Annotated in this window: 22 protein-coding genes and 2 tRNA genes; 16 read left to right on the top strand and 8 right to left on the bottom strand. The window is 71.4% G+C overall.

The window, feature by feature from the left end:
• Positions 1-40: 40 nt before the first annotated feature.
• A complete protein-coding gene (locus IG99_RS06440) occupies positions 41-574 on the bottom strand; it encodes a DsbA family protein (RefSeq protein ID WP_037670990.1) in 534 nt (177 codons plus the stop codon).
• 250 nt (positions 575-824) lie between these two features.
• On the opposite strand from IG99_RS06440, the gene IG99_RS06445 reads away from it, so the two are divergent.
• Together IG99_RS06445 and IG99_RS49510 are read left to right on the top strand one after the other, a co-directional pair.
• Positions 825-1,268, top strand: a complete 444-nt coding sequence (locus IG99_RS06445) for a hypothetical protein (RefSeq protein ID WP_037670694.1) — start codon at positions 825-827, stop codon at positions 1,266-1,268.
• A 152-nt stretch (positions 1,269-1,420) separates the two neighbouring features.
• A complete protein-coding gene (locus IG99_RS49510; protein ID WP_166662397.1) occupies positions 1,421-1,573 on the top strand; it encodes a hypothetical protein in 153 nt (50 codons plus the stop codon).
• Positions 1,574-1,670: 97 nt separating this feature from the next.
• On the opposite strand, the gene IG99_RS06450 is transcribed toward IG99_RS49510, so the two are convergent.
• Together IG99_RS06450 and IG99_RS06455 are read right to left on the bottom strand one after the other, a co-directional pair.
• Positions 1,671-2,231 (bottom strand): CGNR zinc finger domain-containing protein, encoded by a 561-nt coding sequence (locus IG99_RS06450; protein ID WP_037670695.1) that lies wholly within the window; start codon positions 2,229-2,231, stop codon positions 1,671-1,673.
• A gap of 226 nt (positions 2,232-2,457) precedes the next feature.
• The gene (locus IG99_RS06455) at positions 2,458-2,871 is read right to left on the bottom strand and encodes an SsgA family sporulation/cell division regulator (RefSeq protein WP_004002642.1); all 414 of its coding nucleotides are present in this window, start codon (positions 2,869-2,871) and stop codon (positions 2,458-2,460) included.
• A gap of 191 nt (positions 2,872-3,062) precedes the next feature.
• Between IG99_RS06455 and IG99_RS06460 the strand changes: the two genes are divergently transcribed.
• From IG99_RS06460 to IG99_RS06490, 7 genes are all read left to right on the top strand, one after another.
• Positions 3,063-3,521 (top strand): TIGR02611 family protein, encoded by a 459-nt coding sequence (locus IG99_RS06460; protein WP_037670697.1) that lies wholly within the window; start codon positions 3,063-3,065, stop codon positions 3,519-3,521.
• Between the two features lie 88 nt (positions 3,522-3,609).
• Positions 3,610-3,681: transfer RNA gene (locus IG99_RS06465), tRNA-Val, on the top strand.
• Positions 3,682-4,533: 852 nt separating this feature from the next.
• Entirely contained in the window at positions 4,534-5,823 is a 1,290-nt protein-coding gene (locus IG99_RS06470) for an extracellular solute-binding protein (RefSeq protein WP_037670698.1), read from the top strand.
• A 14-nt stretch (positions 5,824-5,837) separates the two neighbouring features.
• Positions 5,838-6,794 carry a carbohydrate ABC transporter permease gene (locus tag IG99_RS06475; protein ID WP_037670699.1) on the top strand — a complete coding sequence of 319 codons (957 nt, stop codon included), beginning with the start codon at positions 5,838-5,840 and terminating at the stop codon, positions 6,792-6,794.
• Positions 6,791-7,663, top strand: a complete 873-nt coding sequence (locus IG99_RS06480) for a carbohydrate ABC transporter permease (RefSeq protein ID WP_037670706.1) — start codon at positions 6,791-6,793, stop codon at positions 7,661-7,663. Before IG99_RS06475 ends, IG99_RS06480 begins: the two co-directional genes overlap by 4 nt.
• 10 nt (positions 7,664-7,673) lie before the next feature.
• A complete protein-coding gene (locus IG99_RS06485) occupies positions 7,674-8,267 on the top strand; it encodes a hypothetical protein (RefSeq protein WP_199815460.1) in 594 nt (197 codons plus the stop codon).
• 92 nt (positions 8,268-8,359) lie between these two features.
• On the top strand, positions 8,360-11,095 hold the full coding sequence (locus IG99_RS06490) for an exo-rhamnogalacturonan lyase family protein (protein WP_037670710.1): 2,736 nt from the start codon (positions 8,360-8,362) through the stop codon (positions 11,093-11,095).
• A gap of 110 nt (positions 11,096-11,205) precedes the next feature.
• On the opposite strand, the gene IG99_RS06495 is transcribed toward IG99_RS06490, so the two are convergent.
• From IG99_RS06495 to IG99_RS06510, 4 genes are all read right to left on the bottom strand, one after another.
• Entirely contained in the window at positions 11,206-11,412 is a 207-nt protein-coding gene (locus IG99_RS06495) for a hypothetical protein (RefSeq protein ID WP_037670712.1), read from the bottom strand.
• 11 nt (positions 11,413-11,423) lie between these two features.
• Positions 11,424-12,770 (bottom strand): type III PLP-dependent enzyme domain-containing protein, encoded by a 1,347-nt coding sequence (locus IG99_RS06500; protein WP_051864964.1) that lies wholly within the window; start codon positions 12,768-12,770, stop codon positions 11,424-11,426.
• A 235-nt stretch (positions 12,771-13,005) separates the two neighbouring features.
• Complete coding sequence (locus tag IG99_RS06505) at positions 13,006-14,667, bottom strand: helix-turn-helix domain-containing protein (protein ID WP_051864966.1); 1,662 nt, start codon at positions 14,665-14,667, stop codon at positions 13,006-13,008.
• Between the two features lie 94 nt (positions 14,668-14,761).
• A complete protein-coding gene (locus tag IG99_RS06510; protein ID WP_051864967.1) occupies positions 14,762-17,167 on the bottom strand; it encodes an SCO7613 C-terminal domain-containing membrane protein in 2,406 nt (801 codons plus the stop codon).
• A 94-nt stretch (positions 17,168-17,261) separates the two neighbouring features.
• On the opposite strand from IG99_RS06510, the gene IG99_RS06515 reads away from it, so the two are divergent.
• The 4 genes from IG99_RS06515 (at position 17,262) to IG99_RS51370 (ending at position 19,798) form a co-directional block, all read left to right on the top strand.
• Positions 17,262-17,708, top strand: a complete 447-nt coding sequence (locus IG99_RS06515) for an SRPBCC family protein (protein WP_037670714.1) — start codon at positions 17,262-17,264, stop codon at positions 17,706-17,708.
• Between the two features lie 39 nt (positions 17,709-17,747).
• Positions 17,748-17,819 (top strand) — tRNA-Val (locus tag IG99_RS06520).
• 274 nt (positions 17,820-18,093) lie between these two features.
• Positions 18,094-18,561, top strand: a complete 468-nt coding sequence (locus tag IG99_RS51615) for a DUF2207 domain-containing protein (RefSeq protein WP_107055839.1) — start codon at positions 18,094-18,096, stop codon at positions 18,559-18,561.
• Positions 18,473-19,798, top strand: coding sequence for a DUF2207 family protein (locus tag IG99_RS51370; RefSeq protein WP_037670716.1), 1,326 nt, complete (start codon positions 18,473-18,475; stop codon positions 19,796-19,798). The genes IG99_RS51615 and IG99_RS51370 overlap by 89 nt, the downstream gene beginning before the upstream one ends.
• 48 nt (positions 19,799-19,846) lie before the next feature.
• Here the strand turns inward: IG99_RS51370 and IG99_RS06535 are convergent, their stop codons facing one another.
• Positions 19,847-20,572 (bottom strand): 3'-5' exonuclease, encoded by a 726-nt coding sequence (locus tag IG99_RS06535; protein ID WP_037670717.1) that lies wholly within the window; start codon positions 20,570-20,572, stop codon positions 19,847-19,849.
• A gap of 169 nt (positions 20,573-20,741) precedes the next feature.
• On the opposite strand from IG99_RS06535, the gene IG99_RS06540 reads away from it, so the two are divergent.
• The 3 genes from IG99_RS06540 to thrS all read left to right on the top strand — a co-directional run bounded on the left by IG99_RS06540 (position 20,742) and on the right by thrS (position 24,600).
• Positions 20,742-21,308 (top strand): DUF4365 domain-containing protein, encoded by a 567-nt coding sequence (locus IG99_RS06540; protein WP_037670719.1) that lies wholly within the window; start codon positions 20,742-20,744, stop codon positions 21,306-21,308.
• Entirely contained in the window at positions 21,305-22,531 is a 1,227-nt protein-coding gene (locus IG99_RS06545; RefSeq protein WP_037670721.1) for a hypothetical protein, read from the top strand. Before IG99_RS06540 ends, IG99_RS06545 begins: the two co-directional genes overlap by 4 nt.
• A 92-nt stretch (positions 22,532-22,623) precedes the next feature.
• Positions 22,624-24,600 (top strand): threonine--tRNA ligase, encoded by a 1,977-nt coding sequence (thrS, locus tag IG99_RS06550; RefSeq protein ID WP_037670722.1) that lies wholly within the window; start codon positions 22,624-22,626, stop codon positions 24,598-24,600.
• Positions 24,601-24,614: the final 14 nt, after the last annotated feature.

Consider the following 24,614-nt stretch of genomic DNA (forward strand, 5'->3'; position numbering starts at 1 on the left):
CGAGGCCGAGGCCATCGGGTGGACGGTCGCCGGGGCCGTCTCACTCCTGTTCGGCGAGCAGCCGGTCCGCGATCCGCTCGATGCGCTCGCGCAGGCCCTCCTGGCTCTTGCCGCCGTCGAGACGCTCACCGTCGATGACGTACGTCGGCGTACCGGTCACGCCGATCGCCTTGCCCTCGGCCTGGTCGGCGTCCACGATCAGGATGTGCCGCCCGTCGATCAGCGCGGTGTCCAACTCCTCCGCGTCGAGGCCCAGTTCCCGGGCCACCTCGACCAGGAGGGGTTCCCCCTGACGGTCCAGCTCCTCCACCCGGTCGAGCACCGCCTCCACGTACGACCACCCCTTGCCCTGCTCCGCGGCCTCCTCGGCGGCCTGCGCCGCGGCGAAGGCGTGCTTGTGCTTCTCCAGGGGAAAGTGCCGCAGCCGCAGCTCCAGGCGGTCGCCGTAGCGCTCACGCAGCGCGCGGAGGTCGGCCAGGGCGCCACGGCAGTCCGGGCACTGGAGTTCGCACCAGACGTCGAGGACGGCGGTAGGACGTGCGGGTTCGGATGCGGATGCGGGGGAGTCGCTCATGACCACAGTCTCCCAGCCCCGCCCGGCCACCCCGACCCGGGCCGGGACGGCGTCACCGGGACCACGCACGATGATCTCCCGGGTGCCCCGAGGGGGCGTCGGGGGCGTACGACCCCGTGGCACCTGCGGAGGAGCCGACCCGGAGATCTCCCTGATGTCAGGCCGCAGCATGGCCCGCCGGGGCGCGGGAGGTGCAGGATGGAAGGGACGAAACGACGCCTGCCCGAACCGCGCCCGCCTGGAGGACCGGATGATTGCCGAGACCGTCTGTTCCGCCGTCTCCGCCGCCGGCCTGGGCATCGCGGTGGTCACGGCCTGGCGCAAGCGTTTCCTCACGGCCGCTCGTATCGCGGCCTACGCCCTCGTGCCGCTCGGCCTGGTGATGACCGGTGCCGTCGAGTGGGTCGCCGAAACGGCCTTCAGCCCCACGGCGTGGGCCGGATTCGTGGTGCTCGGCGGGGCCTGGGTGCTCTTCACGACCACCCGGGCAGTGGAGCGCCGCCGCGGCGGGACACGCCGGGAGCGCAGGACCGCCCGGGCCGAGGCCCGCGGCGATGCGGTGGCCCCGACGGCCTCCGCTCCCTCCCTGGGGCAGGGTTCCCGCCCGGCCGCCAGGCCCGCCACCGCACCTCGCGGCGACTCGGCGGACGACTTCAGCGACATCGAGGCCATTCTGAAGAAGCACGGCATATGACGGTCGCACGACCGCTGAAACGACACAGAACGCCCTGACCCGTGCGGAAATGATCTCGGCCAGACAGTCGACGCGCGGTTTCCGGCTCACTCGCGTTCATTCGGGGGTCCGGATCGCGTCGGCCCCGTCACCTGCGCCATCATCGCCGCGAGATGCTGGACACGACACAGAGCGATGCCGCGCCGCCTCAGGACGAGCCTCGCGGATGCCTTTTCGCCCTTTCCCAGCCACCGCTGATGATCTTCCTTGCGGTGATCGGGTGTCTGCTGCTCATCGCTTCGCTGCACGATCTGCTGTTGCTGTGAGCCCTACCCGCGGTCCCCGGCGCCACCCGCCGGGGCCGCGTCCACCTCAGACCTCAGGAAGACCCTCCGGACCATGGTCATCGCCCGAAGTGACGGCTCACCCCGCCGCCTCCTTGCGTCTCGCCCGGTAGGCGGCCACGTGCAGCCGGTTGCCGCAGGTGCGGCTGTCGCAGTACCGGCGTGAGCGGTTGCGCGAGAGGTCGACGAAGGCCCGTCGGCAGTCGGGGGCCTCGCAGCGCCGCAGTCGTTCCTGCTCGCCGGCCACCACGAAGAAGGCCAGCGCCATCCCGCAGTCGGCCGCCAGGTGGTCGGCGACCGACGCACCGGGCGCGAAGTAGTGCACATGCCAGTCGTAACCGTCGTGGTCCGTGAGCCGGGGGGTGGTGCCCGCGGCGGCGATCAGCTCGTTGATCACCGCGGCCGCGCTCCGGGGCTCCGGGGCCGCGAAGACCGTGGCGAACCGCCCGCGGATCTTGCGCACCGCCGAGAGGTCGAACTCGGAGAGCACCCCGACGTCGCTGATGTCGTGGTTTCGTACGAACTCCGTGAGGGCGTCGACATCCGGCAGCCCCTCCGGGGTCGCGTCGTCCTCCGGGGCGGTGTTCACCAGATCCACCACGGCGTCGAGCGCGCACCGGGTGTCGTGGGTGATCAGCACGTTTCGCTCCCTGGCGTGAGGGTCGGGCGGGCGCCCGCCGATGCTGGCCGATGGTAATGGCTTCGCGCGCGGATCACCCTTCCGGCGGATCCCCGGTCCGCCCGAACGCCAGGCGCCGTCACCCGGTGTCTCACGGTGACGGCGCCTGCGCATGCCGTATGCGGTTGTCCTGGCCCGAGCCGTCTCCCCGAGTGGACGGCGCCGGGCGGCTCAGAGAGGGCTCGGCCTAGCTTTCCGCCAGGATGTGCGAGAGCTCCTGATCCAGATCGAAGTGCCGGTGCTCCGTGCCGGGGGGCACGGCGGCGTCCGTCCGCTTCAGAAACGACTCCAGGGCCCGCGCCGGGGCCTCCAGGAGGGCCTCGCCCTCGGGGGAGCTCAGGGCGATGCACACGACGCCCTGGCCATGACTGCGCGACGGCCAGACGCGGACGTCGCCGGTGCCGGTGGGTCGGTGGAGGCCTTCGGCGAGGAGGTCGCGGGCGAACACCCACTCGACGGTCTCCTCGGCTCCGGTGTGGAAGGTGGCGTGCACGGCGTAGGGGTCGGCCGTGTCGTACCGCAGGCCTGCGGGGACAGGCAGGGAGGACTCGCTCGACACAACGAGGCGCAGGTGCAGCTCGCAGCTGACCGTGGTGTTCATAAGCGCCAGGGCCTTTCGCTCAGTGTGCGCTCGGGGATTCGCACGTCGGCGAAATCGACATGCCACCTACGGTGCCGTTGTAAACCCCTCTGAGTGTTTTGCGTGTGTTTACGTAACTCTTCCGGCCGAGGGTTCGTGCCCTCGGTACCGCCATTTCAGTGACCGGTTTCTCTCCGGTAGGGTTTGGGTGTATGAACACGGGGAGTAATGGGCCGGGCGAGGTGGTCGTGGCGGCGGACGAGACGAAGACCGACGGGGCGGCACACGAGGGCGAGCAGGGGCTCGGCTCCCGCGCGCCCGAGTTCATCAAGGCACGCCGCATGCTGCACCTCAGCTGGCAGGTCGGCGTCTTCGTCATCGGGCTCGCGGTGGTCGTCGCCGGCATCATCATGCTGCCACTGCCCGGGCCTGGCTGGATCGTGATCTTCGGCGGCATGGCGATCTGGGCGACCGAGTTCGTCTGGGCCCAGCTGGTGCTCCGCTGGACCAAGCGCAAGGTCACCGAGGCCGCCCAGCGGGCCCTCGACCCCAAGGTGCGGCGCCGCAACATCACACTGACCGCGATCGGGCTCGTGATCATCGCCGCCATCATCGGGTTCTACCTCTGGAAGTTCGGCCTCGTGATGCCCTGGAAGATCAAGGACCAGTGATCCGCCGGCCGGGCGCGGGGGCCGTTCGTCGCTGGTCTGCCGTGGTCACGGCCACCGCCTGACATGGGGTAATGTTCTTCCTGCGTCCGGGCGATTAGCTCAGTGGGAGAGCGCTTCGTTCACACCGAAGAGGTCACTGGTTCGAACCCAGTATCGCCCACCCGGAACACCGGCCCACCTGCGAGACAGCAGGTGGGCCGGTGTCGTTTGCACGAGCGGAGCAGGTGCCCGTATGCGGCGGTGGAGCGGTCGCTGATCGGGACGGACGCCGGTGCGAGCACGGTGGCGCGTTCGGGCTTTCCCCCGCCGGTTGCCGCCGAGGCCTGGGCCAGGTGCACCCGCCGTGTGCGAGAGCGACGCCGGGGCGTTGCCGCCCGCGGGCTCACGGCGCGGCGGAGAAGATGGGTAGACGTTGCGCTCGGGGTGCTGGGCGCGGCCTGCGGTCAAGCCGACCGCGGCCGGCGGCGGCCCCGTCGCGATCTGGGCCTGGGCCGACCGGTCCCGTCCCGCAGTCGAGTCGCGCCCCCCGAGGCCCGGGCCGGCGCGTCCAGAGCGTCGCCGACAGCTCCCTCCCACCGCGCCGCGCACCGGGTTCCCGGGCTCAGTGTCACCGCGCTCCACGCGACGCCCGGCGGAGGTCGGCGGTCGAGGCGCGGCCTCGGACGGCCGCACCCCAGCCGCCTCTGCCACCCCAGACACCTCATCCACACCCCCGTCACCGTTCGCCCCACCGGCCCCCAAGTCCCCATCCGGCAGGCGACTTTCGGCCGTAAGGCGAGATCCTTCACCGGCCGCCCCCGCGTTCGACCCACCGGTCGCACTCCCTTCACCTGCGGCATTGGCCCGCCGGTCGAGGCGCCCCTCCCTGGCGCCCCGTCAAGTCGCCCACCCAGCGTCCAAGAAATTCCTGTCCGAATCATTGACGCACCCTCGAGCCCTCCGTAACTTGTGCCAGCAAGCGCTTACTTGAAACGATTCATGCAGGCGGCAACGCTGCGGGGAGGGTCCGACTGTGGGAACCAGCAGGAAAGTTGAGAGGCGTACGATCCTGAAGGCGGCCAGTGCCACGGCGGCCACGCTCGGGCTGGCCGCGACGACGGGGTGCGGTGGGGACAGTGGCGGTTCCGGAGACGGAACGGTGACACTGCGTTACGCGTGGTGGGGCGGTGAGCCGCGCACCATCGCCATCAAGAAGACGATCGCGCTCTTCGAGAAGAAGTACCCGAAGATCAAGATCAAGCCTGAATTCACCGACTACGAGGCGTTCTGGGAGAAGTTCCAGACCCAGGCCTCCGGCGGGAATCCGCCGGACGTTTTCCAGAATGCGGTCGGCTTCCTGCGCAAGTACGACAAGCGCGGTGTCCTGCTGGACCTCAAGCCGCAGGCGGACGCCGGGAATCTGAACCTGGACAACTTCCGCAACGGCGTTCTGGCCAACGGTCAGGTCGACGGCAAGCAGATCGCCGTCCCGGTCGGCGCCAACACCATGGCGCTGGTCATCGACCTCAAGGCCTTCAAGAAGGCGGGCGTCGAGGCGAAGTTCGGCTGGACCTGGGACGAGTATTTCGACGCGCTCCAGACCATCCAGGACAAGCTGAAGATCGCCGGTGACACCGGCTACTGCAGCATCATGTACCTCTACGACCTGTACCTGCGGCAGAACGGCAAGGCGTTCTTCACCGAGTCCGATCTCGGCTTCACCGAGGACGACCTGACGCAGTGGTGGGCGGACGGCTACAAGCGCGTGAAGTCCGGGCTCATCGCCGACCCGAAGAAGATCGAGCAGGTCAAGCCCAAGTCCGGGCTCTCGGCAGGCCTCGCCGCCTCCGAGTTCACCTGGGACAACTTCTCCATCCGCTACGAGGGCGAGGGCGAGTCGGACTACGGGCTCGCGCCGATCCCCACCACGGACGGCAAGCAGACCGGCCAGTACCTCGGCTCGCTGATGCTGAGCGCCTTCGCCGGGACCAAGCACCCCAAGGAAGCCGCCCAGTTCATCTCCTTCATGGTCCACGACCCCGAGGTCGGCAAGATCATGGGCTACGACCGCGGCATCCTCGCCACCACCGAGCAGTACGACGCGTTCAAGCCCACCGACCCCAACAACAAGGGTGTCGCGGCCTACGAGGACGAGGTCGCCAAGGCCGGTGTGCTCGGGAAGATCACCCCGCACCCGTCCGGCGCCGATGTCATCGAGGCGGCGTTCCTGCGTCTCGGCGGTGAGGTCACCCAGGGCAAGACCAAGCCGGCCGACGCCGCCAAGGCGCTGTTCAGCGAGGCCAAGGCCGCGTTCGCGGGCTGAGGGGACGTACCACCATGACGCTCGTCAAGGAAGCGCCCGCGCGCCCGGCCGGGAAGCGGTCCGCCGCTCCCGTCGCCGGGCGGCGCGGGCGGCGCCGCGAGAACCTCGCCGGCTACCTGTTCATGTCGCCGTGGATCGCGGGATTCCTGCTGCTCACGGCGGGGCCGATGATCGCGTCGCTGTACTACGCGTTCACCCGGTACAACCTGTTCACGCCGCCCGAGTGGGTCGGCTTCGACAACTTCACCACGATGTTCCAGGACCCGCGCTGGCAGAAGTCGGTGGAGGTCACGCTCAAGTACGTCGTCGTGGCCACTCCGCTGAAGCTGCTGCTCGCGCTCGGCGTCGCACTGCTGCTCGCGCAGCAGCGGCGCGGGCAGGGCCTGTACCGGGCCGCCTTCTACATGCCCTCGCTCATCGGCGCCAGCGTCTCCGTGGGCTTCGTGTGGCGGGCGCTGTTCTCGGACGACGCGATCGTGGACCGTACGCAGAAGATCTTCGGTGTCGACGTGGGCGGCTGGATCGGCAACCCCGACTACGTCCTCTACTCCCTGGTGGCCCTGAGCATCTGGCAGTTCGGCGCGCCGATGGTCATCTTCCTGGCCGGCCTCAAGCAGGTCCCGCGGGAGCTGTACGAGGCGGCCGAGGTGGACGGCGCCGGCCCCCTGCGCAGGTTCTGGAACATCACCCTGCCGATGATCTCCCCGGTGCTCTTCTTCAACGTGCTGCTGGAGTCCATCCACGCGTTCCAGGTGTTCGGCTCCGCCTACGTCGTCTCCGACACCCGGTGCGGGCCCGCCGACGCCACCCTCGTCTACACCTGTTACCTCTACCAGAAGGGCTTCAAGGAGGCCCAGATGGGCTTCGCCTCCGCGATGGCCTGGTCGCTGGTGGTCGCGGTCGCGCTGGTCACGGCGGTCCTGTTCTGGTCGCAGAAGAAGTGGGTGCACTACGAGGAGGCCGCCAAGTGACCACTGTCAGCACCCCTGCCGTGCGCACCGCCAACGAACGGCGGCGCACCGGATCGATCGCCTGGCACGTGGGCGCGCTCGCCGTCCTGGCCGTCGTCCTGTACCCCGTGATCTGGGTCGTCGGTGCCGCGTTCAAGCCGAGCAAGGACATCATCGCCAGCATCGACCTGCTGCCGGCCAAGCCGGTCTGGGCGAACTTCTCCGGCCTCGCCGACGGCATCTCCGGCATCTCCATCAGCAGCTTCTTCCTGAACTCGCTGACGTACGCGGGCCTCGCCGTGGCCGGGGTCGTGATCTCCAGTTCGCTGACCGCGTACGCCTTCGCCAAGATCCGGTTCGCCGGGCGGAACCTGCTGTTCACGCTGATGATCGGCACGCTGCTGCTGCCGTACCACGTCCTGCTTATCCCGCAGTACGTGATGTTCCGCAAGCTGGAACTCGTCGACACGCTGGTGCCGCTCGTCGCGGGCAAGTTCCTGGCCGCGGAGGCGTTCTTCGTCTTCCTGATGGTGCAGTTCATGCGGGGGCTGCCGCGCGAGCTGGACGAGGCCGCCAAGCTCGACGGCTGCGGACATCTGCGGACCTACTGGTCCATCGTCCTGCCGTTGTGCCGGCCGGCGCTCATCACCAGCGCCATCTTCACCTTCATCAACGCGTGGAACGACTTCATGGGGCCGTTGATCTACCTCAACACTCCCGAGAAGTACACCGTCTCGCTCGGCCTGATGATGTTCCGCGACCAGGAGGGCATCTCCAACTACGGCAGCATGATCGCGATGTCGCTGGTGGCGCTGGTGCCGGTCATCGCCTTCTTCATGGCCTTCCAGCGCTACCTCATCGACGGCATGGCGACGTCCGGACTGAAGTGAGGCGGTCAGCATGGCGCAAGCGCGTGTGAAGGCCCGCAGGGCGTCGGTGTTCGGCGGTGAGCGTTTCGCGGTCTTCGCCGAGGCCCTGCTCACCGGCGTGTGGATCGCCGTGGCCTGTCTCGGCCTCGTCACCTACCCCGCTGCCTTCGCCGCCGGCGCACGGCATCTGCGGCGGCGCACGAGCCATGAGGGCGGCGGCTGGCGGGAGTTCGTCGCGGACTTCCGTACGGCCGTGCGCCGCGGGTGGCTCGTCGGGGTGGCCGGGTGGGCCGCGGCGGCCGCGGTCTGGGTGGACGTGCAGGCCGCTCGGGCCGGGATCCCCGGCGGCCCGCTCGTCGGGGCCGTCGGGCTCTTCGCGCTGATCGGCCTCGCGGTGGCCGGGCTGCGCGCGGCGGCGGTCTGGGCCCCGGGCGCCTCCTGGCGCGCGCTGCTCGCCGACGCCGCACGGCGGACCCTGCGCGACCCCGCCGGGTCCTTCCTGATCATCGCCGGTCTGGCCGTCGTGGCCCTGTCCGCCGGGTTCGTCGCGCCGCTGGCGGTCCCGGTCCTCGGGGCCGTCGCGGCGGCGGCCGTCGCCGTGGAGGAGCGCTACCGGCGCCGCTGACGGACGGCGCCCCCGTCACAAGGTCGGTGCCCTGGGCGCCGCACCTCTCTCTGTCGTGCCCCTGACCAGCCTGTCCATGGAAAGGAATGGCCATGTCCCCCATCCCCCGCAGGTCCATCCTCAAAGCCGCCGCCGTCGCCGGTGCCGCCGCCCAGTTCAGCTGGGCGCTAGGGACCAAGGACGCGCAGGCCGGGCCGAGAGCCGCCGAGGCCGACGACTCTCCCGTGACCCTGGACTGGCTGGAGGACGGCGGCCTCGGCGCCGCGCCCGGCTCCACCCTCGGCGTGCCCTGGCCGATGGGCGCCCACCAGGAGGACCAGACCTTCGCGGTGACGGACGCCGACGGCAAGGACGTGCCCGTACAGTCCTGGCCCATCGCGTACTGGCCCGACGGTTCACTCAAGTGGACCGCGCACGCGGTCAGCTCCGGCAACGGGAAGCTCACCCTCACCGCCGGCACCCCCACCGCGCCCGCCAAGAAGGTCACCGTCGACAAGAGCGGCGGCACCATCACCGTCTCCACCGGCGTCATCACGGTCAGGATCGGCAAGGACGGCGCCACCCTCATCAAGTCCGTCAAGCGCGGCTCCACCGAGATCGCGAAGAACGGCCGACTGGTCCTGATCCGCCAGCCCGAGATCGAGGACGAGGACCAGGGCGCGGTCAGGACCGAGCGCTTCGACGGCGCCATCGACCACGTCACCGTCGAGCAGACCGGCCCCGTCCGCGCGGTCGTCCGCATCGACGGCAAGCACCGCAAGGGCAACCGCAGCTGGCTCCCCTTCTCCCTGCGCCTCTACTTCTACGCGGGCGCCGACTCCTTCCGCATGGTGCACACCATCACCTACGACGGGAAGCAGGAGCCCGGCAAGGCGAGCGGCGACTTCATCCGCGGCCTCGGCGTCCGCTTCAGCGTGCCGATGCGCGACGAGTCCTACGACCGCCACATCCGCATCGGCGGCGAGGGCACCGGCCTGTTGCGCGAGGCCGTCAAGGGCATCACCGGACTGCGCCGCGACCCGGGCGCCGCCGTCCAGGCGGCCCAGTACGCCGGCGAGAAGCTGCCCGACCCGTCGACCTGGGACCAGCGGGTCACCACCCGCCTCCAGTACATCCCCGAGTGGGGCGACTACACCCTCTCCCAGCTGTCCGCCGACGGCTTCACCCTGCGCAAGCGCACCAAGAAGGGGTACGGCTGGATCGGCGCCGGCGGCGGCAAGCGGGCCTCCGGCTTCGGCTACGTCGGCGGTGTCAGCGGTGGGTTCTCCTTCGGCCTGCGGGACTTCTGGGAGAAGCACCCCGCCCAGCTCGACATCCGCGACGCCCACACCGACGAGGCCGAGGTCACCCTCTGGCTCTGGTCGCCCGAGGCGCAGCCCATGGACCTGCGCTTCTACCACGACGGCATGGGCCAGGACACCTTCCCCGAGCAGCTCGAGGGCCTCAACATCACCTACGAGGACTACGAGCCCGGCTTCGGCACCCCCTACGGCATCGCCCGCACCTCCGAACTCCTCTTCTGGGCCAACGAGTCCACCCCGAGCCCCGAGAAGCTCGCCGAGCAGGTCGAGGCCGTCCGTGTGCTGCCCCAGCTCGCCGCCCCGCCCAAGCAGCTCATCAAGGCCAAGGTCTTCGGCCCCGGCCTCTACTCCGAGCCCGACCGCTCCACACCCGCCAAGGCCAAGATCGAGGACCACCTCGACTTCCTCTTCACCTACTACAAGGACCAGGTGGAGCAGCGCCGCTGGTACGGCTTCTGGGACTACGGCGACATCATGCACACCTACGACACCGTCAGGCATCAGTGGCGGTACGACATCGGCGGCTACGCCTGGGACAACTCCGAGCTGTCGCCCGACCTGTGGCTCTGGTTCGCCTACCTCCGCAGCGGCCGCGCGGACATCTTCCGCTTCGCCGAATCCATGACCCGGCACACCGGCGAGGTCGACGTCTACCACCTGGGCAAATGGGCGGGCCTCGGTACCCGGCACGGCGTCCAGCACTTCGCCGACAGCGCCAAGCAGCAGCGCATCGCCAACACCACCTACCGCCGCTACTACTACTTCCTCACCGCCGACGAACGCGTCGGCGACCTCATGCACGCCAACGTCGACTCCGACGAGACGTTCCTCGTCCTCGACCCCATCCGCAAGATCCGCACCGAGCCCTACACACCCGACCGGCACGCCCTGTCGATCGGCTTCGGCACGGACTGGAGCGGCCTGGTCTCGGCGTGGCTCACGGAGTGGGAACGCAAGGGCCCCAAGTGGGAGAAGGCCAAGGCGCGCGTCCTGTCGACCATGGAGACCATCGCCGCCCAGCCCAACGGATTCGTGCAGGGGACCGGGCTCTACGACCTCGACACGGGCAAGTTCGCCATCGCCGACAAGCCGGTCGTCAGCGTCTCGCACCTCTCCGCCGTCTTCGGCCTCAACGAGCTGTGCGCCGAGCTCATCCACCTCGTCGACATGCCGAAGTTCAACGAGGCGTACTTCGACTACTGCCGCTACTTCAACGCCACCAAGGCGGAACAGGCGGCGCGCTACGGCACCAACTTCGGTTCCCTGCTGCTCTTCCAGGGCCATTCGCGCCTCGACGCGTACGCGGCCGTAAAGACCGGGGACACGAAGCTCGCCACGCGCGCGTGGGACAAGTTCTACAACTCCGACGGCTACAAGGAGTCCGCTCCCTGGCGGACGGAGAAGCTGAGCGGCCCCGCCACCCTGGTCGCGGGCAGCGAGGCCGCCTGGATCTCCACCAACGACACCGCGCTCTACGGACTCGCCGCCATCGAGAACCTGGCGCTGCTCGGCGACAGGATGCCGTAGCGGGGAGCCGGACGGGCGGAACCGTGGCGACGCCCCGGTTCCGCCCGTCCAGGCGGTCCCCGCCGTGGCCGAGCGACACCCGACGAGCCGGTGCGCCGGCTCGTCAGCTCCTAGTCGATGATCTGGTGGAAGAACAGCACGGCCGGTGCCACCACCCCGCCGCCGACGCTCACCGCGACGGGCCACGCGTTGCCGGCCAGCGCCGACAGAACGGTGGCACCGATGCCCACCAGGGTTGCCAGCAGGAAGACGATGGCGGCGCGCTGAGTGAGGAGCGGCCCGCCCCGGCCGGTGCGCCGACGGTTGGCCTGTGGCACCTGAGCGCTCCTTACCTGGCTCCGACAGCGGGCTCGAGCACGGGCACGTCCCACGGGTCCTGCGCGCGACGCAGGAGCTCGAAGCCGACGCGGCCGTCACCGGCCGTGCGAACCCCGTACACGGCCGGCTCGGGCAGGCTGTTGTAGTGGAACGGCGTCGAGAAGTAGTAGGCGCCCGTGTCCGGAACGGCGACGATGTCACCGGGTTCCAGCAGCGGCAAGGCGCGGTCACGTGCCAGCAGGTCACCGGCGAAACAGGCGGGGCCCGCGATGTCCTGACGGACCGAGCGGCCCTGCTTGGTCCGGCCGCTCGCGTCGTGCGCCTCGATCCGCAGGGGCCAGGCGTCGGGATTGAACACGGTCCGGGTGGCCACCTGCACACCGGCGTGGGTGACCGCGATCGGCCGGCCGCCCATGCTCTTGGTGTACTCGACGTACGCGGCGGTGAAACCGTTCTTGGCGAGGACGCTGCGCCCGAACTCGGTGACGATCTCGTACCCGTCGCGCAGACCGGAGGCCTCCGAGAACAGCGCGGGAGCGTGGGTGCGCAACTGTCCGACGTACGACTCGAACGTCGGCGTGGTCTCGTCGTCGGCGAAGTTGACGGGCAGTCCGCCGCCGATGTCGATGCCGACGACCTGGCGCCGTCCGACGGCGGCGTTGACCTCCTCGGCGAACTCGACGGCCTGTGCGACCCCGCGCGCCATGAGGTCCAGCGGGCAGCCCTGCGAACCGGCGTGCGTGTGCACCCAGGTGAGCCACGGCCGGTCGAGGTAGGCGCGCAGCAACTCCCGCCGACTGCCCCGGTCGGCCAGCGGGACGCCGAACTTGGAGGTGCTCGTGGCCGTACTCATCGCGGCGATCGTGCCGCCGCCCAGCTGGGAGTTGACCCGCACACCGATCCTCGAGACCGGGGCGCGGCCGTCGAGTGCCCGGTCGATCCTGGCGAGTTCCTGGTAGTTGTCCGCGTTGACGGCCACCCCCAGGTCCAGGGCGCGCCGCAGCTCGGCCTGCGTCTTGGCCGGCGAGTCGAAGACGATCCGGTCCGGTGCGAAGCCGGCCGCAAGGGCGCGGGCCAGCTCACCCGCGGTGGCGACCTCGCAGCCCATGCCGAGCCGGCGCAGCTCCGCCAGCACCGGCACCAGGCTGTTGGCCTTGGCGGCGAACGCGTGCAGCACGGGCGGGGCGGAGGGGAAGGCGCGGTGCAGGGACTCGACCGTCGCGGCGACGCCGTCCAGGTCGACGAAGGCGGCCAGCTGCGACCGCTCGGGGTCCAGCAGCCCCTGCAGCACCGCCTCCCGCAGGATCCGCTCGCGTCGCTCGGCGGCGGGGGAGGGGGCGGGGATCAGTCCGGTCATGGTGAGCCTTCCGGGGTGGTGTGGCCGGCGCCCGGGACCGTCCCGGGGCGGATTACCAGGCTGCGGCCGGCACCGGGAGGGCGTCTTCGTCGGTTCGGCAGAGCCGCGGGGCCGCCGCACGGCGGTCGGAGGCAAACAACTGCCCCGGGCAGGCGTGCCGTTGTGCGCTCCGACGAAGAAACCGCGTTCTCGTGGTGCCGGCGCACAAGCGGCGGAAGTGCGGTCGGTGACCTGCTCAGAGGCGGCGGTCGTCGACCTGGTCGCCCAGGCGCAACTCCAACTGCGCCAGCAGCCGGGCGTCGGGATCGTCCACGTCCAGCCCCGACACCTGGGTGATGCGCCGCAGCCGGTAACGCAGGCTGTTGGAGTGCACGCCCAGCGCGTGGGAGGCGGCGGACACGTCGCCGAAGTGGTCGAGGTAGGCGCGCAGGGTCTCCACCAGCCGACTGCCGCCCTGCTCCGCGTCGAACGCCCGCAGCCGGGCCACCGAGGTCTGCGCCGGCAGGGCCAGCCCGCGCAGGGCGCCCATGACATGCAGGATGCCGACCGTGTCCGCCACGTCCGCGGTCCGGGCCACGGTGCGCGACCCGGCGGCCTCGGTGAGCGCCCTGAGGGCGAGCTCGGCCGAGCGGCGCGACTCGGGTGCCCGCGCCAGCCCGGGGGCCACATCGCCCAACCCGACCTTCACCGGCCTGCGGAGGGCGGCCGACACCTGGCTCGCCAGCGATTCCCCCAGTCGCGTCACCTGGCTCTCGGCCCGGCCGGGATCCCGGTCCAGGGCGCTCAGCAGCACCAGGATGCGGCCGCCCGCCGGGACTACCACCGCGCGGTGTCCATAGGCGGCGCAGTGCAGGCTCAGCAGCCCGTGCGGCCTTGACGGATCGTCGTCCCCCTGCCCCGCGCTCCCGGTACCGACCGCGAGGACGGCGCACGGCTCCCGCGCCGGCAGTGAGGCCCGTTCCGCGAGCACCTCGACCGAGCCGCGGTCCTCCAGCAGGGCGCGCGCCGCGTCCTCGACCAGGCGGTCGTCCGAACTGTGGGTGCGGTGGTGCAACAAGTGGGCGGCGGCGGTCCGGGTCGCGGCGCGCAGGGCCTCGGAGGCGTTCGGCGCCAGCGGCCGGCCGGCCACCGCGGCCACCCAGATCGACCCGAGCGCCTCCCCGCCGGCCCGCACGGCACCCACCAGACGCTCCGGGTTCTGCCCGTGCGCCGGCCGGTGCAGTACGTCGTCCCCGGCCCACAGGGCCTGGAAGAACCCCGCCTCCCGCATGGCGGCCACCCGCCACGGCGGGACCCGACGGCCCAGGATGGTCAGCCGGCGCTGCTCGTCCACGTTCTCCTCGGTCGAGGAGTAGGCGAGCACCCGGGACTCGGTGTCCTCGATGGTCACCGAGCCGCCCACCAGGGCCGCCACCGCGTCGGCCAGCGAATTGAGGTCCCCCAGGCGCGGCCCGCCGAGCCCGGCCGGCGGCGGTACGCCCGCCGAGGCCAGCCCCGCCCGCAGCACGCCCACCAGATGCGCCCAGGTGCACCACGCGGTACGGAAGAGCAGCGCCGTCCCACCCTCCTCGGCGGCCGTCTGGAGAGCTCCCGCGGCGGGTGCGGTCCGGTCCGGCCCGAACACCACGCCCGCCGCCCCCGACTCGCCCGCCCGGCGCACCACGTCGACCGCCTGGGCCGAGCGCGGATCGACGCCCACGGCGAGCAGCAGCTCCCGCGGTCTGACCAGGGGCTCCAGGAGGTCCAGCACGTTCACGCCGGTGACCGTGGCGCCCAGGCCCTCGGGCGCCGCGTGCAACTCCACGGCGCCCGCCCCCACGACGGAGAGCAGTCGCTCCAGCGTCACCCGCGTCTCACCGGCCGCGTCCCAGCCCGCCGATACCCCCGGATCCGCCACAGCGCCCCCGTCCCGTGCCCCCGCCAGATCCGGAAAACGTACGACACGACGGCCGCGGCCCGCAGTGGATGCGGAACAAAACCTCCTCTCCGGGCTAGTTCATCCTGCCCAGCACGTCCCGCACCTGTCGGACGTTCCGCAGGCGCTGCTCGTACGTCGCCCCGAGGGCCAGCAGCAGGAGGCCGGCCAGCGCCGGCGGCACCCAGCGGGGGAGCGCGTCGGCGACCTGGACCAGGTACGGGGCCAGCTCGTGCACCGCGTCCAGCACCAGCACCGAGCCGCCCACCACCAGCGGCGCCCGCAGCCGGTGCCGGGCCCCCAGCAGGGTGACCAGCAACGCGCCCACGCCCAGCAGCAGCGGACGTGTCCCGTGCGGGTCGGTCCAGGCGGCCATCAGACTCGGCACGAGAGTGGCGGCGAGACCGGGACCGTACGCCGTCCAGGACGAGGCCGCCGGATCGCGGCGGCGTCGCAGCGCGCCGACGAGCAGGGCCGGGACGGAGACCGGGAGCGTGTACGCCTCAGGGGTGGTGACGTCCCAGGAGGCCAGCCGGACCCAGGTGGCCAGCAGGAACAGGGCGGCGGCCACGTACCCCACGGGCCGGCGCTCGGCGCGCACCGCCGTGCCCGCCGTGATCACCGCGCACAGGGCCAGCACCAGGGCCAGCACCGGCCCGTCGGTGACCGCGAGGGCAACGGCGAGCAGCCCGGCGGCGAGGCCCGCCGCCTCCACCGGCACGGTCGCCGGGGCGCCGCCGAGGCGCGCCGCGAGCAGGGCGGCGACACCGGGGACCACGAGGGCCAACAGGGCCGTGTACTGCGGCTGCCAGTCCGCCGCCGCGCCAGTGGCGCAGGCGAGCGCGGTGGCGTACCCGAGGGCGGCCGGGGCGGTGAAGGGTGCCGTGCGCGGTCGCCAGGAGGCCGCGGCGAACAGGACGGTCAGGGCGGACAGCACGACCAGGTCGGCGGTCTGCGAGGCCAAGGACAGGAAGGCGAGGTTCAGGGCACCGACCAGGGCGAGCAGGATCGTGGCCGGCGACCGGGACGTGAACACCGTTGCCGCCGTGAGGGCGCCCAGCACCAGCAGGGCCGCGAGGTAGGGCAGTCCCAGTGCCGAAGGCAGTGCTGCCGCCGTCGCCCAGGCCAGGACCAGCGCACCGGTCAGGGCCCTCGGACGCCAGGTCGCGTCGCGGACCACGAGAGCCAGCACACCGGCGACGGCCACCAGGACGAGGAGTGCCTGGAGCGGGTACGGAGGCCACGGGGTGTGCACGGTCACCGCGGCACGGGCGTCCGACGGCACACCCGACCAGGGCCGCTCGGCCCAGCCCACCGGCCCCAGCAGCGCGACCGAGACCAACGGCACCGTCCACAGCAGCGCCAACGCCTGCACCGAGCCGGAGGCCCAGGCGAGGCCGCGCCGTACGGGCTCGGGCAGTGGGGCCCGTATCGCCGCCAACAGCGCGATGCCGCAGGCGAGATGGGCGGGCACCGCCCAGCCGGCGGGCAGGGCGGCGCTCAGGACGGAACCGGAGGCCGCCACCAGCAGCACACCGCCCGCGACCGCGTGGCCCGTCGCGAGGGCCGGCCCCGCGAGCCGCCACGCCGCGACCAGCGCGATCGCCGCCGCGAGGATCAGGAGTGCCGCCGCACCGGCGGCGGCGCCCGGACCGGCCGCCGTCCACGCCAGCCAGCCGGCCGCCGACACACCCGCCCCGCCCACGGCGTAGGCCCCGACCGTGGCGGTGACACGGACGGACTTGGCGGTCGTCGTCGGCCGCAGGAGCGCCACAGCCGTGTCGAACCCGGCCGTCACCACAAGGGCGGCCGCCACGCCGTACGTCCCCGCGGAGGCCGCGATCGCCCACAGCGGAAGCGGCAGTTGGGCCGCCACCGACGCGAACGGCAAGGGCAGCCGGAGGCCGGCCGGGCGAGCCGGCGCGGTGGGTTCCGCCGCGGGCCGTGCGGCCGTGACCGCACCCAGCCCGAGTCCGTACCCCGCCCAGAGCAGCGCCAGGACCGCCGACGCGAACGCCGCGTACGACACTCCGTCAGCGCCCGTGAGCGCCACCTCGTGCAGGGCGTAGGCGTCCAGCACCGTCAGCGCGACCCCGAGACCAGCCACCGACTCGGCGGTCGAGCGCAGCCCCCGCCGCAGCAGCGGCACCGGCGCGGCCAGCGTGACCGCCGTGACCGTGCCGAGCACCAGGGCGCGCCCGGCGATGCCCATGTGCCCCCAGCTGACCAGCGTGAAGGCGATGGCGGCGATGGTGAGCAGGACACCGCCGAGCAGCAGGAGCACGTTCTGGACGCGCGGGGCGGTGGTCTCCGGAACTGGTCCATTCGGCGCCGGCTGAGGGGGAGGGAGCGGTCGTGGCGGCTGGAGGTGGGCGATCAGCCAGGCGCGGCGAGCGAGCAACTGGGCCCGGCGGGCGTCCAGTTGCCACAGCTCGGTGTCGAGGAGCCGCAACTCCTCGGCCGGTGGCGGAATGTGCGTCATACCTTCGGAGTGTGGTCCCAGTCACGTCACCCGGCATGAGTGCGCGTACTCAGAACGTACTCAGCCATCCATCCGGTGCGGGCACACTCTGACCATGGACTGGACGCACTACCGCTTCCGCAGCCTGTGGACCCTGCCCGCGCCCCCCGACACCGTGTACGAGGTGCTCCAGCGCGTCGAGGGCTACCCGCGCTGGTGGCGCCAGGTCCGCGAGGTGACCCGGCTCGACGGCACCACCGGCGTCATCCGCATCCGCTCGCTCCTGCCGTACGACATCACCTTCACCGCCCGCGAGGTGCGCCGTGACCCCGCCGCGGGCGTCCTGGAGACCGCCTTGTCCGGCGACATCGACGGCTGGGCGCGCTGGACGGTCACCGCGGTCGGCACCGGCACGCTGGCCCGCTACGACCAGGCCGTGGACGTCAACAAGCGGCTGCTCAGGACGTTCGCCGTGCCCGGGCGGCCGGTCTTCCGCGCCAACCACCGGCTGATGATGTGCGCCGGGCGGCGGGGGCTGGCCGCCCACCTCCAAGCGGTTTGAACGAAACGCGCGGGGCCCTGTATTGTTCAGTCCGTTCCCGGGCGATTAGCTCAGTGGGAGAGCGCTTCGTTCACACCGAAGAGGTCACTGGTTCGAACCCAGTATCGCCCACCGGGAAAGAGCCGGTCCGCATTCCGCGGATCGGCTCTTCTTGTTCTCCCGCGACCGGTATGCGCTTCCGATCTTCACGGGCGCAGGAGGTTCCCGTGGCGTGCTGGGGGAACTGTGCGGAACGTGGCAAAGAGCAGGAACCGCAAGCCCTTTGGGGCGCCGCTCAGGCGGCGCAGGACCCGCGGACCGTTCAGGATCTTCTTCACCACGCTGCTGCTCGGCGGGCCTGGTCGCCCTCTTCTGGGCGACCGGGAACGAAGAGCGGGTCAACACGATGTGGGTCGGCGCCGAGATCGCCGAGGACGGCAGTGCCCGTGTCACCGAGGTCATCGACTACGACTTCGGGCACCCCGCCGACAGCCGACACGGCATCTACCGCGACCTGCCGGACCTGCCCTACGACGAGGAAGCCGCCAAGGTCGTCGCCACTATGGACGGCGGCCGGGTGCCGTGGGAACTCAGGGTCGGCGACCGCTACGAAGAACCGGACGGCCAACGCAGGATCGCCACCCGCATCCAGGTGGGCGACCCGGACCGCACCGTCACAGGGGTGCACCGCTACCGCAATCCAGTACACCCTCACGGACGTCGTCAAGGACGGCAGGCTCGCCTGGGACGCGGTCGGCACCGGGTGGCGCGTCGACCGCTCCGACGTGCGGCTCCACGTCGTCGCCCCCTACGACCTCACCGGCATCCGCTGCGTGCGGGGCACCGACGGTTCCGAGGACCCCTGCACCTCTGACGGGAAAGCGCCCGGTCACCTCGCCGTCTCGCTCGACAAGCTCAAGGGTAAGGAGGGCGTCACCCTCTACGCCTCCCGCGGGCAGGCCCTGGCCGGGAGCGGGCCCGCACTCCCCGTGCCACCTTCGGGGAAAGCCGACGGCACGACCGTGGCCGACCCCATGCGGATGGCCCTTGCCGCGATCGTCATCGCGCTTGCCTGCGCCGTCGGCACGATCGGACTCCTGCGTCTCGCAGGGCGCGACCGGCTCGTCGAGGAAGCGCCCGACGGTACGCCCGGCCGTACCCGGCGCGTGGACCTCCGCCGGCTCGCCGCCTCGCTCACCCCGTCCGCTCTCCCCCCGGAGGGCCTGACCCCGGCCCAGGGCGGGATCCTGCTCGACGAGAGTGTCGAGAACCGTCACTGTGCGGCCTGGCTGCTCTGCGCGGCCATCGACGGCCACATCACGATCGAGGGAAACGAGCGGCGTCCGATGCTGATACGTCGTGACGTCGCCGACGCACCGGTTGACCCGGACGCCCGCGTCGTCTTCGGCAGTATCTTCGCCGGACGCGACGCCTTCGTCCTGGGCGCGTACGACCCGCAGTTCGCGTCGGCCTGGGAGAGCCTCACGCGCAGGCTGACGCAGTGGCAGAAGGACAGTGGCCTGTGGGACACGGCCACCGTGAGCCGCGCGGCGCGCGCACGCACCCGGGGCACCCTCGCCGTGGTGCTCGGATTCGTCGCGACGATCCTCGGCGCGTGGCTGGGCGGAGGCCGGGCCACGGCCGGATGGCCGATCCTCGCGGCGGGCGTGATCGCCGTCGGTGCCGGTCTGGCGCTGCGGCTGAACGGCTGGGAAACTGCAGACCCGCACGCCCCGCGGCGCCGCCCTCTGGCTGCGGACCGAGGCGTTCCGCCGCTACCTCCTCGATCCGTCCGCACAACCGGCCGGCGAACCCCTCGACGAGGAACGCGAGGAGCTGTACACCGCCTGGGCCGTGGCCCTCGACGCGACCGAAGCCTGGGAACGGGCGGTCACCGACACCGCGACCGCCCCCCGCCGTCGCTCCACCCTCGCCTCCCGGATCGGGCCCGCCCTCGCCGTGGGCCTGGGCGCCTCCACCTTGACCTCCAGCACCGCCCCGGCCTCCAGTGGCGGAGGCGGCGGTGGCGGTGGCGGAGGAGGCGGCTCAGACGTCGGCGGAGGCGGCGGTGGCGGTGGCGGCGGCTCCTGGTGGCGGCGGCCCGCTTCTGATGAGACGGGTCAGTGGCCCGCGTCCGCGGCTCAGCGCGGTACTCGTTCCTACGCCGCCGCAGGCATCTCCCCTCGCAACGGCCAGGACGGATCCACCATCTCCTCCGAGCCGCTGCGGGCGAACCACGCCTGAAGGCCCCGGGCCTGCGCCGCGTGCCACGCCGACTGGAGGGTGTGCAGCTCGGCGGGGGAGAGGCGTTCCAGACGGGCCGCGAAGCGCCGGCCCACCGCGCGGACGACGTCCATCGCGGCCTTGGCGTCCGCGGCCGCGTCATGCGCCTCGTCCAGGGTCACGCCGTAGTGCGCGCACAGGTCGGTGAGCGTGCGGCGGCCCTTGCGGTAGCGGTCCAGGTGTTTGTCCAGCACCCGCGGATCCAGCACCAGCAGCGGCGACGCCTCGAACCAGCGCTCCAGCGACGAGGCGCGGTGCCGGCGCAGCTCACGGTCCAGGAGCGTCAGGTCGAACGGCGCGTTCATCACCACCAGCGGGCGGCCCGCGGTGGCCTGTTCGGCCAGCAGCTCGGCTATCTCGTACATCACCGGCGCGGGCCAGCGGCCGTTGCGGTGCAGATGATCCTCCGTCAGCCCGTGCACCTGCGTCGCCTCGGCGGGCACCGGCACACCGGGATTCACCAGCCAACGGCTCACCCGGGGACGGGTGCCCGCGGCGTCCTGGACGACCAGGGCGGCCGACACGATCCGGTCGGTCTCGACGTCCACGCCTGTCGTCTCCGTGTCGAACGCGGCCAAAGGGCCCTCGTACCAGCACGTCATACCAACACAACCCCTCGTTCAACCACGGCAGCTGACGCACCGTCTTCTGCCCGTTTGGTGATACCCGGGCTGTTTGCGCCGTACGCCGGAAGGACACAACAGGAGTACGGGTCTTTGCTGTTCAGCGGCTCGACACGGGGATTCACCTGGCTGGAAAGGCTGTTCCGTCATGGCGATAGCGCAGCCCGAGCGGGGCGGGCTGCTGCCCGAGAGCATGGGTCCACATCGCGGCACCCTCGCCACCACCGCCTGCATGGAGACACTTCAGGTGGGCTACCTGCACGCCGTCGCCGCGGCCGCGGGATGCTCGCTGTCCCAGCCGTTCCCGGACAACGGCATCGACTGGCACGTCAGTCACAGCGCGCCCGGGCACACCGTCGACGACGAGGTCACCATCAAGGTGCAGCTCAAGTGCACCTACCAGCTCCCGCCGAACCCACCGGGCCGCTCCTTCTCCTTCACGCTCGACAACGACCACCTGAGGAAGCTCGCCCGCACCCCGGTCTCGGTGCACAAGATCCTCGTCGTGATGATCGTCCCCCGGTCCCAGGACCAGTGGCTGCGCGCCGGCCACGACCGGCTCGACCTGCGGCACTGCTGCTACTGGGTCAACCTCGCCGGACACCCGATCACCGGGCGGTATCGCACTACCGTGCGGATACCGAGCTCACGCATCTTCGACGACCGGGCGCTGTGCGAGATCATGACGCGGGTCGGGACGGGAGGCAGACCATGACCCACCGCCCGCTGGACGAACCGCTGCGGCCGGTCCGCCGGCACCCCGACGAGGACCAGTGGCACCGCCCCCCGGGGCCCGGCGAGGTCGACCCCGCCGTCCTCGGCGCCCTGCTCCGCCGGCACGGCTGGCAGCGGCGCGGCGGCGCCGCCGGACGCTACGGCCGCTGGACCCCGCCCGGGCCCGGCGCCAACGCCACCAGCCTCCTCGTCCCCGAGAGCCGCGCGTTCCCCGACAGCGACGACCTGCTCGCCGAGGCGCTCCTCGCCCTCTCCCGCAGCGGCACACCCTCCGCCCGCGAGGTGCTGGTCGCGCTGTCCGTGCCGAGCGACGAGATCCACTGGTGGCGGGACGCCCCGGACGGCCCCGCCGGCGCCGCGCCCTGGACCGTCGAGGAACAGCTGCGCGGCGCCGCCCGCCAGATGCTGCTCGCCGGCGCGCTCGCCACACGCGCGCGTGCGGGCTACTACGGCGCCCGCCACCGGCGCTCCGCCGCCGCGATGCTGGACGATGTCCTCGTCGGCACCGCGGCCGGCGGCCGCCGGCTGACCGCATTCGTACCCGTCGCCACCGGCCGTCCGCTCGCCGTCCGCCTCCAGCAGGCCCTGTACGCCGCCCGCGAGGCCATCGACTACCAGCGGGCCACCGGCGGCATGGACGCCTTCGACGGCGCCGTCGAGGCCGGCGTCAGCCGTGAGCTCACCGACGCGCTCATCGCCCTCGTCCGCGGCACCGAGGGCGCCCGCATCGCCGTCGAGTGGGCGCCCGCCGCAGGCGTCCCCGAGGACTGCGCGGCCACCGCCGACCCCGTCGAGTTCTCGCCCGGCGACCTGCCCGCGCTGCGCGAGGCCGGCGCCCGCTTCCTGCGCGAGGAGCCCTGCGTACCGGTGCGGATCACCGGCGCGGTGGTACGGATGCGCAGGTCGGGCCCGCGCGGCGAGGGCTCCGTACGGCTGCGGGTCCTCGCCGGAGCCGACGTGCCGTACATACGGCTCACCCTCGACGAGGAGGCCTACCGGATCGCCGGGCACGCCCACCTCGTCGGACTGCCGGTGCGGGTGCAGGGGCGGCTGGAGCGCAGGGGCGGCTTCCGCAGGCTCACCGGCGCCACCGGTGTCGTACCGGTGCAGGTGGACGAGGCGGAGCGGGACCGGCTGCTGAAGTCGGTGCAGGAGAACTCCGAGATCGCGGCCTTCTTCGAGGAGGCCTGCGGAGGGGAGTGATTTCGCAGAGGGTGGCCCGGGGTCGGTACGATCCCCTATTGCGCATGCAATACGTCCAGGGATGCGCTTCCACCTTCAGTCAGGAGAGACCGGTGTCAGACGTCCGTGTGATCATCCAACGCGATTCCGAGCGGGAAGAGCGCACGGTGACGACGGGCACCACGGCCGCGGACCTCTTCGCCGGCGAGCGCTCGATCATCGCCGCGCGAGTGGCCGGTGAGCTGAAGGACCTGTCGTACGAGGTCTCGGAGGGCGACGAGGTCGAGGGCGTCGAGATCTCCTCCGAGGACGGCCTGAACATCCTGCGCCACTCCACCGCGCACGTCATGGCCCAGGCCGTACAGGAGCTCTTCCCCGAGGCCAAGCTGGGCATCGGCCCTCCGGTCAAGGACGGCTTCTACTACGACTTCGACGTGGAGAAGCCGTTCACGCCCGAGGATCTCAAGGCCATCGAGAAGAAGATGCAGGAGATCCAGAAGCGCGGCCAGAAGTTCGCCCGCCGCGTTGTCACCGACGACGCCGCCCGCGAGGAGCTGGCCGACGAGCCGTACAAGCTGGAGCTGATCGGCCTGAAGGGCTCGGCCTCCTCCGACGACGGCGCGGACGTCGAGGTCGGCGCCGGCGAGCTGACGATCTACGACAACCTGGACGCCAAGACCGGCGACCTGTGCTGGAAGGACCTCTGCCGCGGTCCCCACCTGCCGTCGACCCGTGCCATTCCTGCGTTCAAGCTGATGCGCAACGCGGCCGCCTACTGGCGCGGCAGCGAGAAGAACCCCATGCTCCAGCGCATCTACGGCACCGCCTGGCCGACCAAGGACGAGCTGAAGGGGTACCTCGACTTCCTCGCCGAAGCCGAGAAGCGCGACCACCGCAAGCTGGGCAGCGAGCTCGACCTGTTCTCCATCCCGGAGCAGATCGGCTCCGGCCTCGCCGTCTTCCACCCCAAGGGCGGCATCGTCCGCCGCGTGATGGAGGACTACTCGCGCCGCCGCCACGAGGAGGAGGGCTACGAGTTCGTCTACACCCCGCACGCGACGAAGGGGAAGCTCTTCGAGACGTCGGGGCACCTGGACTGGTACGCCGACGGCATGTACCCGCCCATGCAGCTCGACGAGGGCGTGGACTACTACCTCAAGCCCATGAACTGCCCGATGCACAACCTGATCTTCGACGCGCGCGGCCGCTCCTACCGTGAACTGCCGCTGCGCCTCTTCGAGTTCGGGACCGTGTACCGGTACGAGAAGTCGGGCGTCGTGCACGGTCTGACCCGGGCACGTGGCTTCACCCAGGACGACGCGCACATCTACTGCACGCGCGAGCAGATGTCGGAGGAGCTCGACAAGACGCTCACCTTCGTCCTCGGCCTGCTGCGCGACTACGGCCTGACCGACTTCTACCTGGAGCTCTCCACCAAGGACCCGGAGAAGTTCGTCGGCACCGACGAGGTGTGGGAGGAGGCCACCGAAACGCTCCGCCAGGTCGCCGAGAAGCAGGGCCTGCCCCTCGTCCCCGACCCGGGCGGCGCCGCCTTCTACGGGCCGAAGATCTCCGTCCAGACCAAGGACGCCATCGGCCGCACCTGGCAGATGTCGACGATCCAGCTCGACTTCAACCTGCCGGAGCGCTTCGACCTGGAGTACACGGGTCCGGACGGCACCAAGCAGCGCCCGGTCATGATCCACCGAGCCCTGTTCGGCTCGATCGAGCGGTTCTTCGCCGTCCTCCTGGAGCACTACGCGGGCGCGTTCCCGGCGTGGCTGGCGCCGGTGCAGGCGATCGGTATCCCGATCGGCGACGGTCACGTCGAGTACCTGGAGAAGTTCGCCGCCGCGGCGAAGAAGAAGGGGCTGCGCGTGGAGGTGGACTCCTCCTCCGACCGCATGCAGAAGAAGATCCGCAACGCCCAGAAGCAGAAGGTGCCCTTCATGGTCATCGCGGGCGACGAGGACATGTCGAACGGTTCGGTGTCCTTCCGCTACCGCGACGGTTCCCAGGAGAACGGCATCCCGTTCGACGAGGCCATCGAGAAGATCGCGAAGGTCGTCGAGGAGCGTACGCAGGTCTGATCGGGCAACGTGTG

This window comes from Streptomyces griseus subsp. griseus (genome assembly GCF_000720255.1).
Classification (GTDB): Bacteria; Actinomycetota; Actinomycetes; order Streptomycetales; family Streptomycetaceae; genus Streptomyces; species Streptomyces griseus_I.

Excerpts from the sequence above, each read along its gene's own strand:
- IG99_RS06445 (WP_037670694.1), top strand. The coding sequence starts at position 825 with ATGATTGCCGAGACCGTCTGTTCCGCCGTCTCCGCCGCCGGCCTGGGC.
- IG99_RS06460 (WP_037670697.1), top strand. The coding sequence starts at position 3,063 with ATGAACACGGGGAGTAATGGGCCGGGCGAGGTGGTCGTGGCGGCGGAC.
- IG99_RS06535 (WP_037670717.1), bottom strand. The coding sequence starts at position 20,572 with ATGACGTGCTGGTACGAGGGCCCTTTGGCCGCGTTCGACACGGAGACG.
- IG99_RS49510 (WP_166662397.1), top strand. The coding sequence starts at position 1,421 with ATGCTGGACACGACACAGAGCGATGCCGCGCCGCCTCAGGACGAGCCT.
- IG99_RS06545 (WP_037670721.1), top strand. The coding sequence starts at position 21,305 with ATGACCCACCGCCCGCTGGACGAACCGCTGCGGCCGGTCCGCCGGCAC.
- IG99_RS06510 (WP_051864967.1), bottom strand. The coding sequence starts at position 17,167 with ATGACGCACATTCCGCCACCGGCCGAGGAGTTGCGGCTCCTCGACACC.
- IG99_RS06485 (WP_199815460.1), top strand. The coding sequence starts at position 7,674 with ATGGCGCAAGCGCGTGTGAAGGCCCGCAGGGCGTCGGTGTTCGGCGGT.
- IG99_RS51615 (WP_107055839.1), top strand. The coding sequence starts at position 18,094 with ATGTGGGTCGGCGCCGAGATCGCCGAGGACGGCAGTGCCCGTGTCACC.
- IG99_RS06515 (WP_037670714.1), top strand. The coding sequence starts at position 17,262 with ATGGACTGGACGCACTACCGCTTCCGCAGCCTGTGGACCCTGCCCGCG.
- IG99_RS06455 (WP_004002642.1), bottom strand. The coding sequence starts at position 2,871 with ATGAACACCACGGTCAGCTGCGAGCTGCACCTGCGCCTCGTTGTGTCG.
- IG99_RS06440 (WP_037670990.1), bottom strand. The coding sequence starts at position 574 with ATGAGCGACTCCCCCGCATCCGCATCCGAACCCGCACGTCCTACCGCC.
- IG99_RS06500 (WP_051864964.1), bottom strand. The coding sequence starts at position 12,770 with ATGACCGGACTGATCCCCGCCCCCTCCCCCGCCGCCGAGCGACGCGAG.
- IG99_RS06490 (WP_037670710.1), top strand. The coding sequence starts at position 8,360 with ATGTCCCCCATCCCCCGCAGGTCCATCCTCAAAGCCGCCGCCGTCGCC.
- IG99_RS06475 (WP_037670699.1), top strand. The coding sequence starts at position 5,838 with ATGACGCTCGTCAAGGAAGCGCCCGCGCGCCCGGCCGGGAAGCGGTCC.
- IG99_RS06540 (WP_037670719.1), top strand. The coding sequence starts at position 20,742 with ATGGCGATAGCGCAGCCCGAGCGGGGCGGGCTGCTGCCCGAGAGCATG.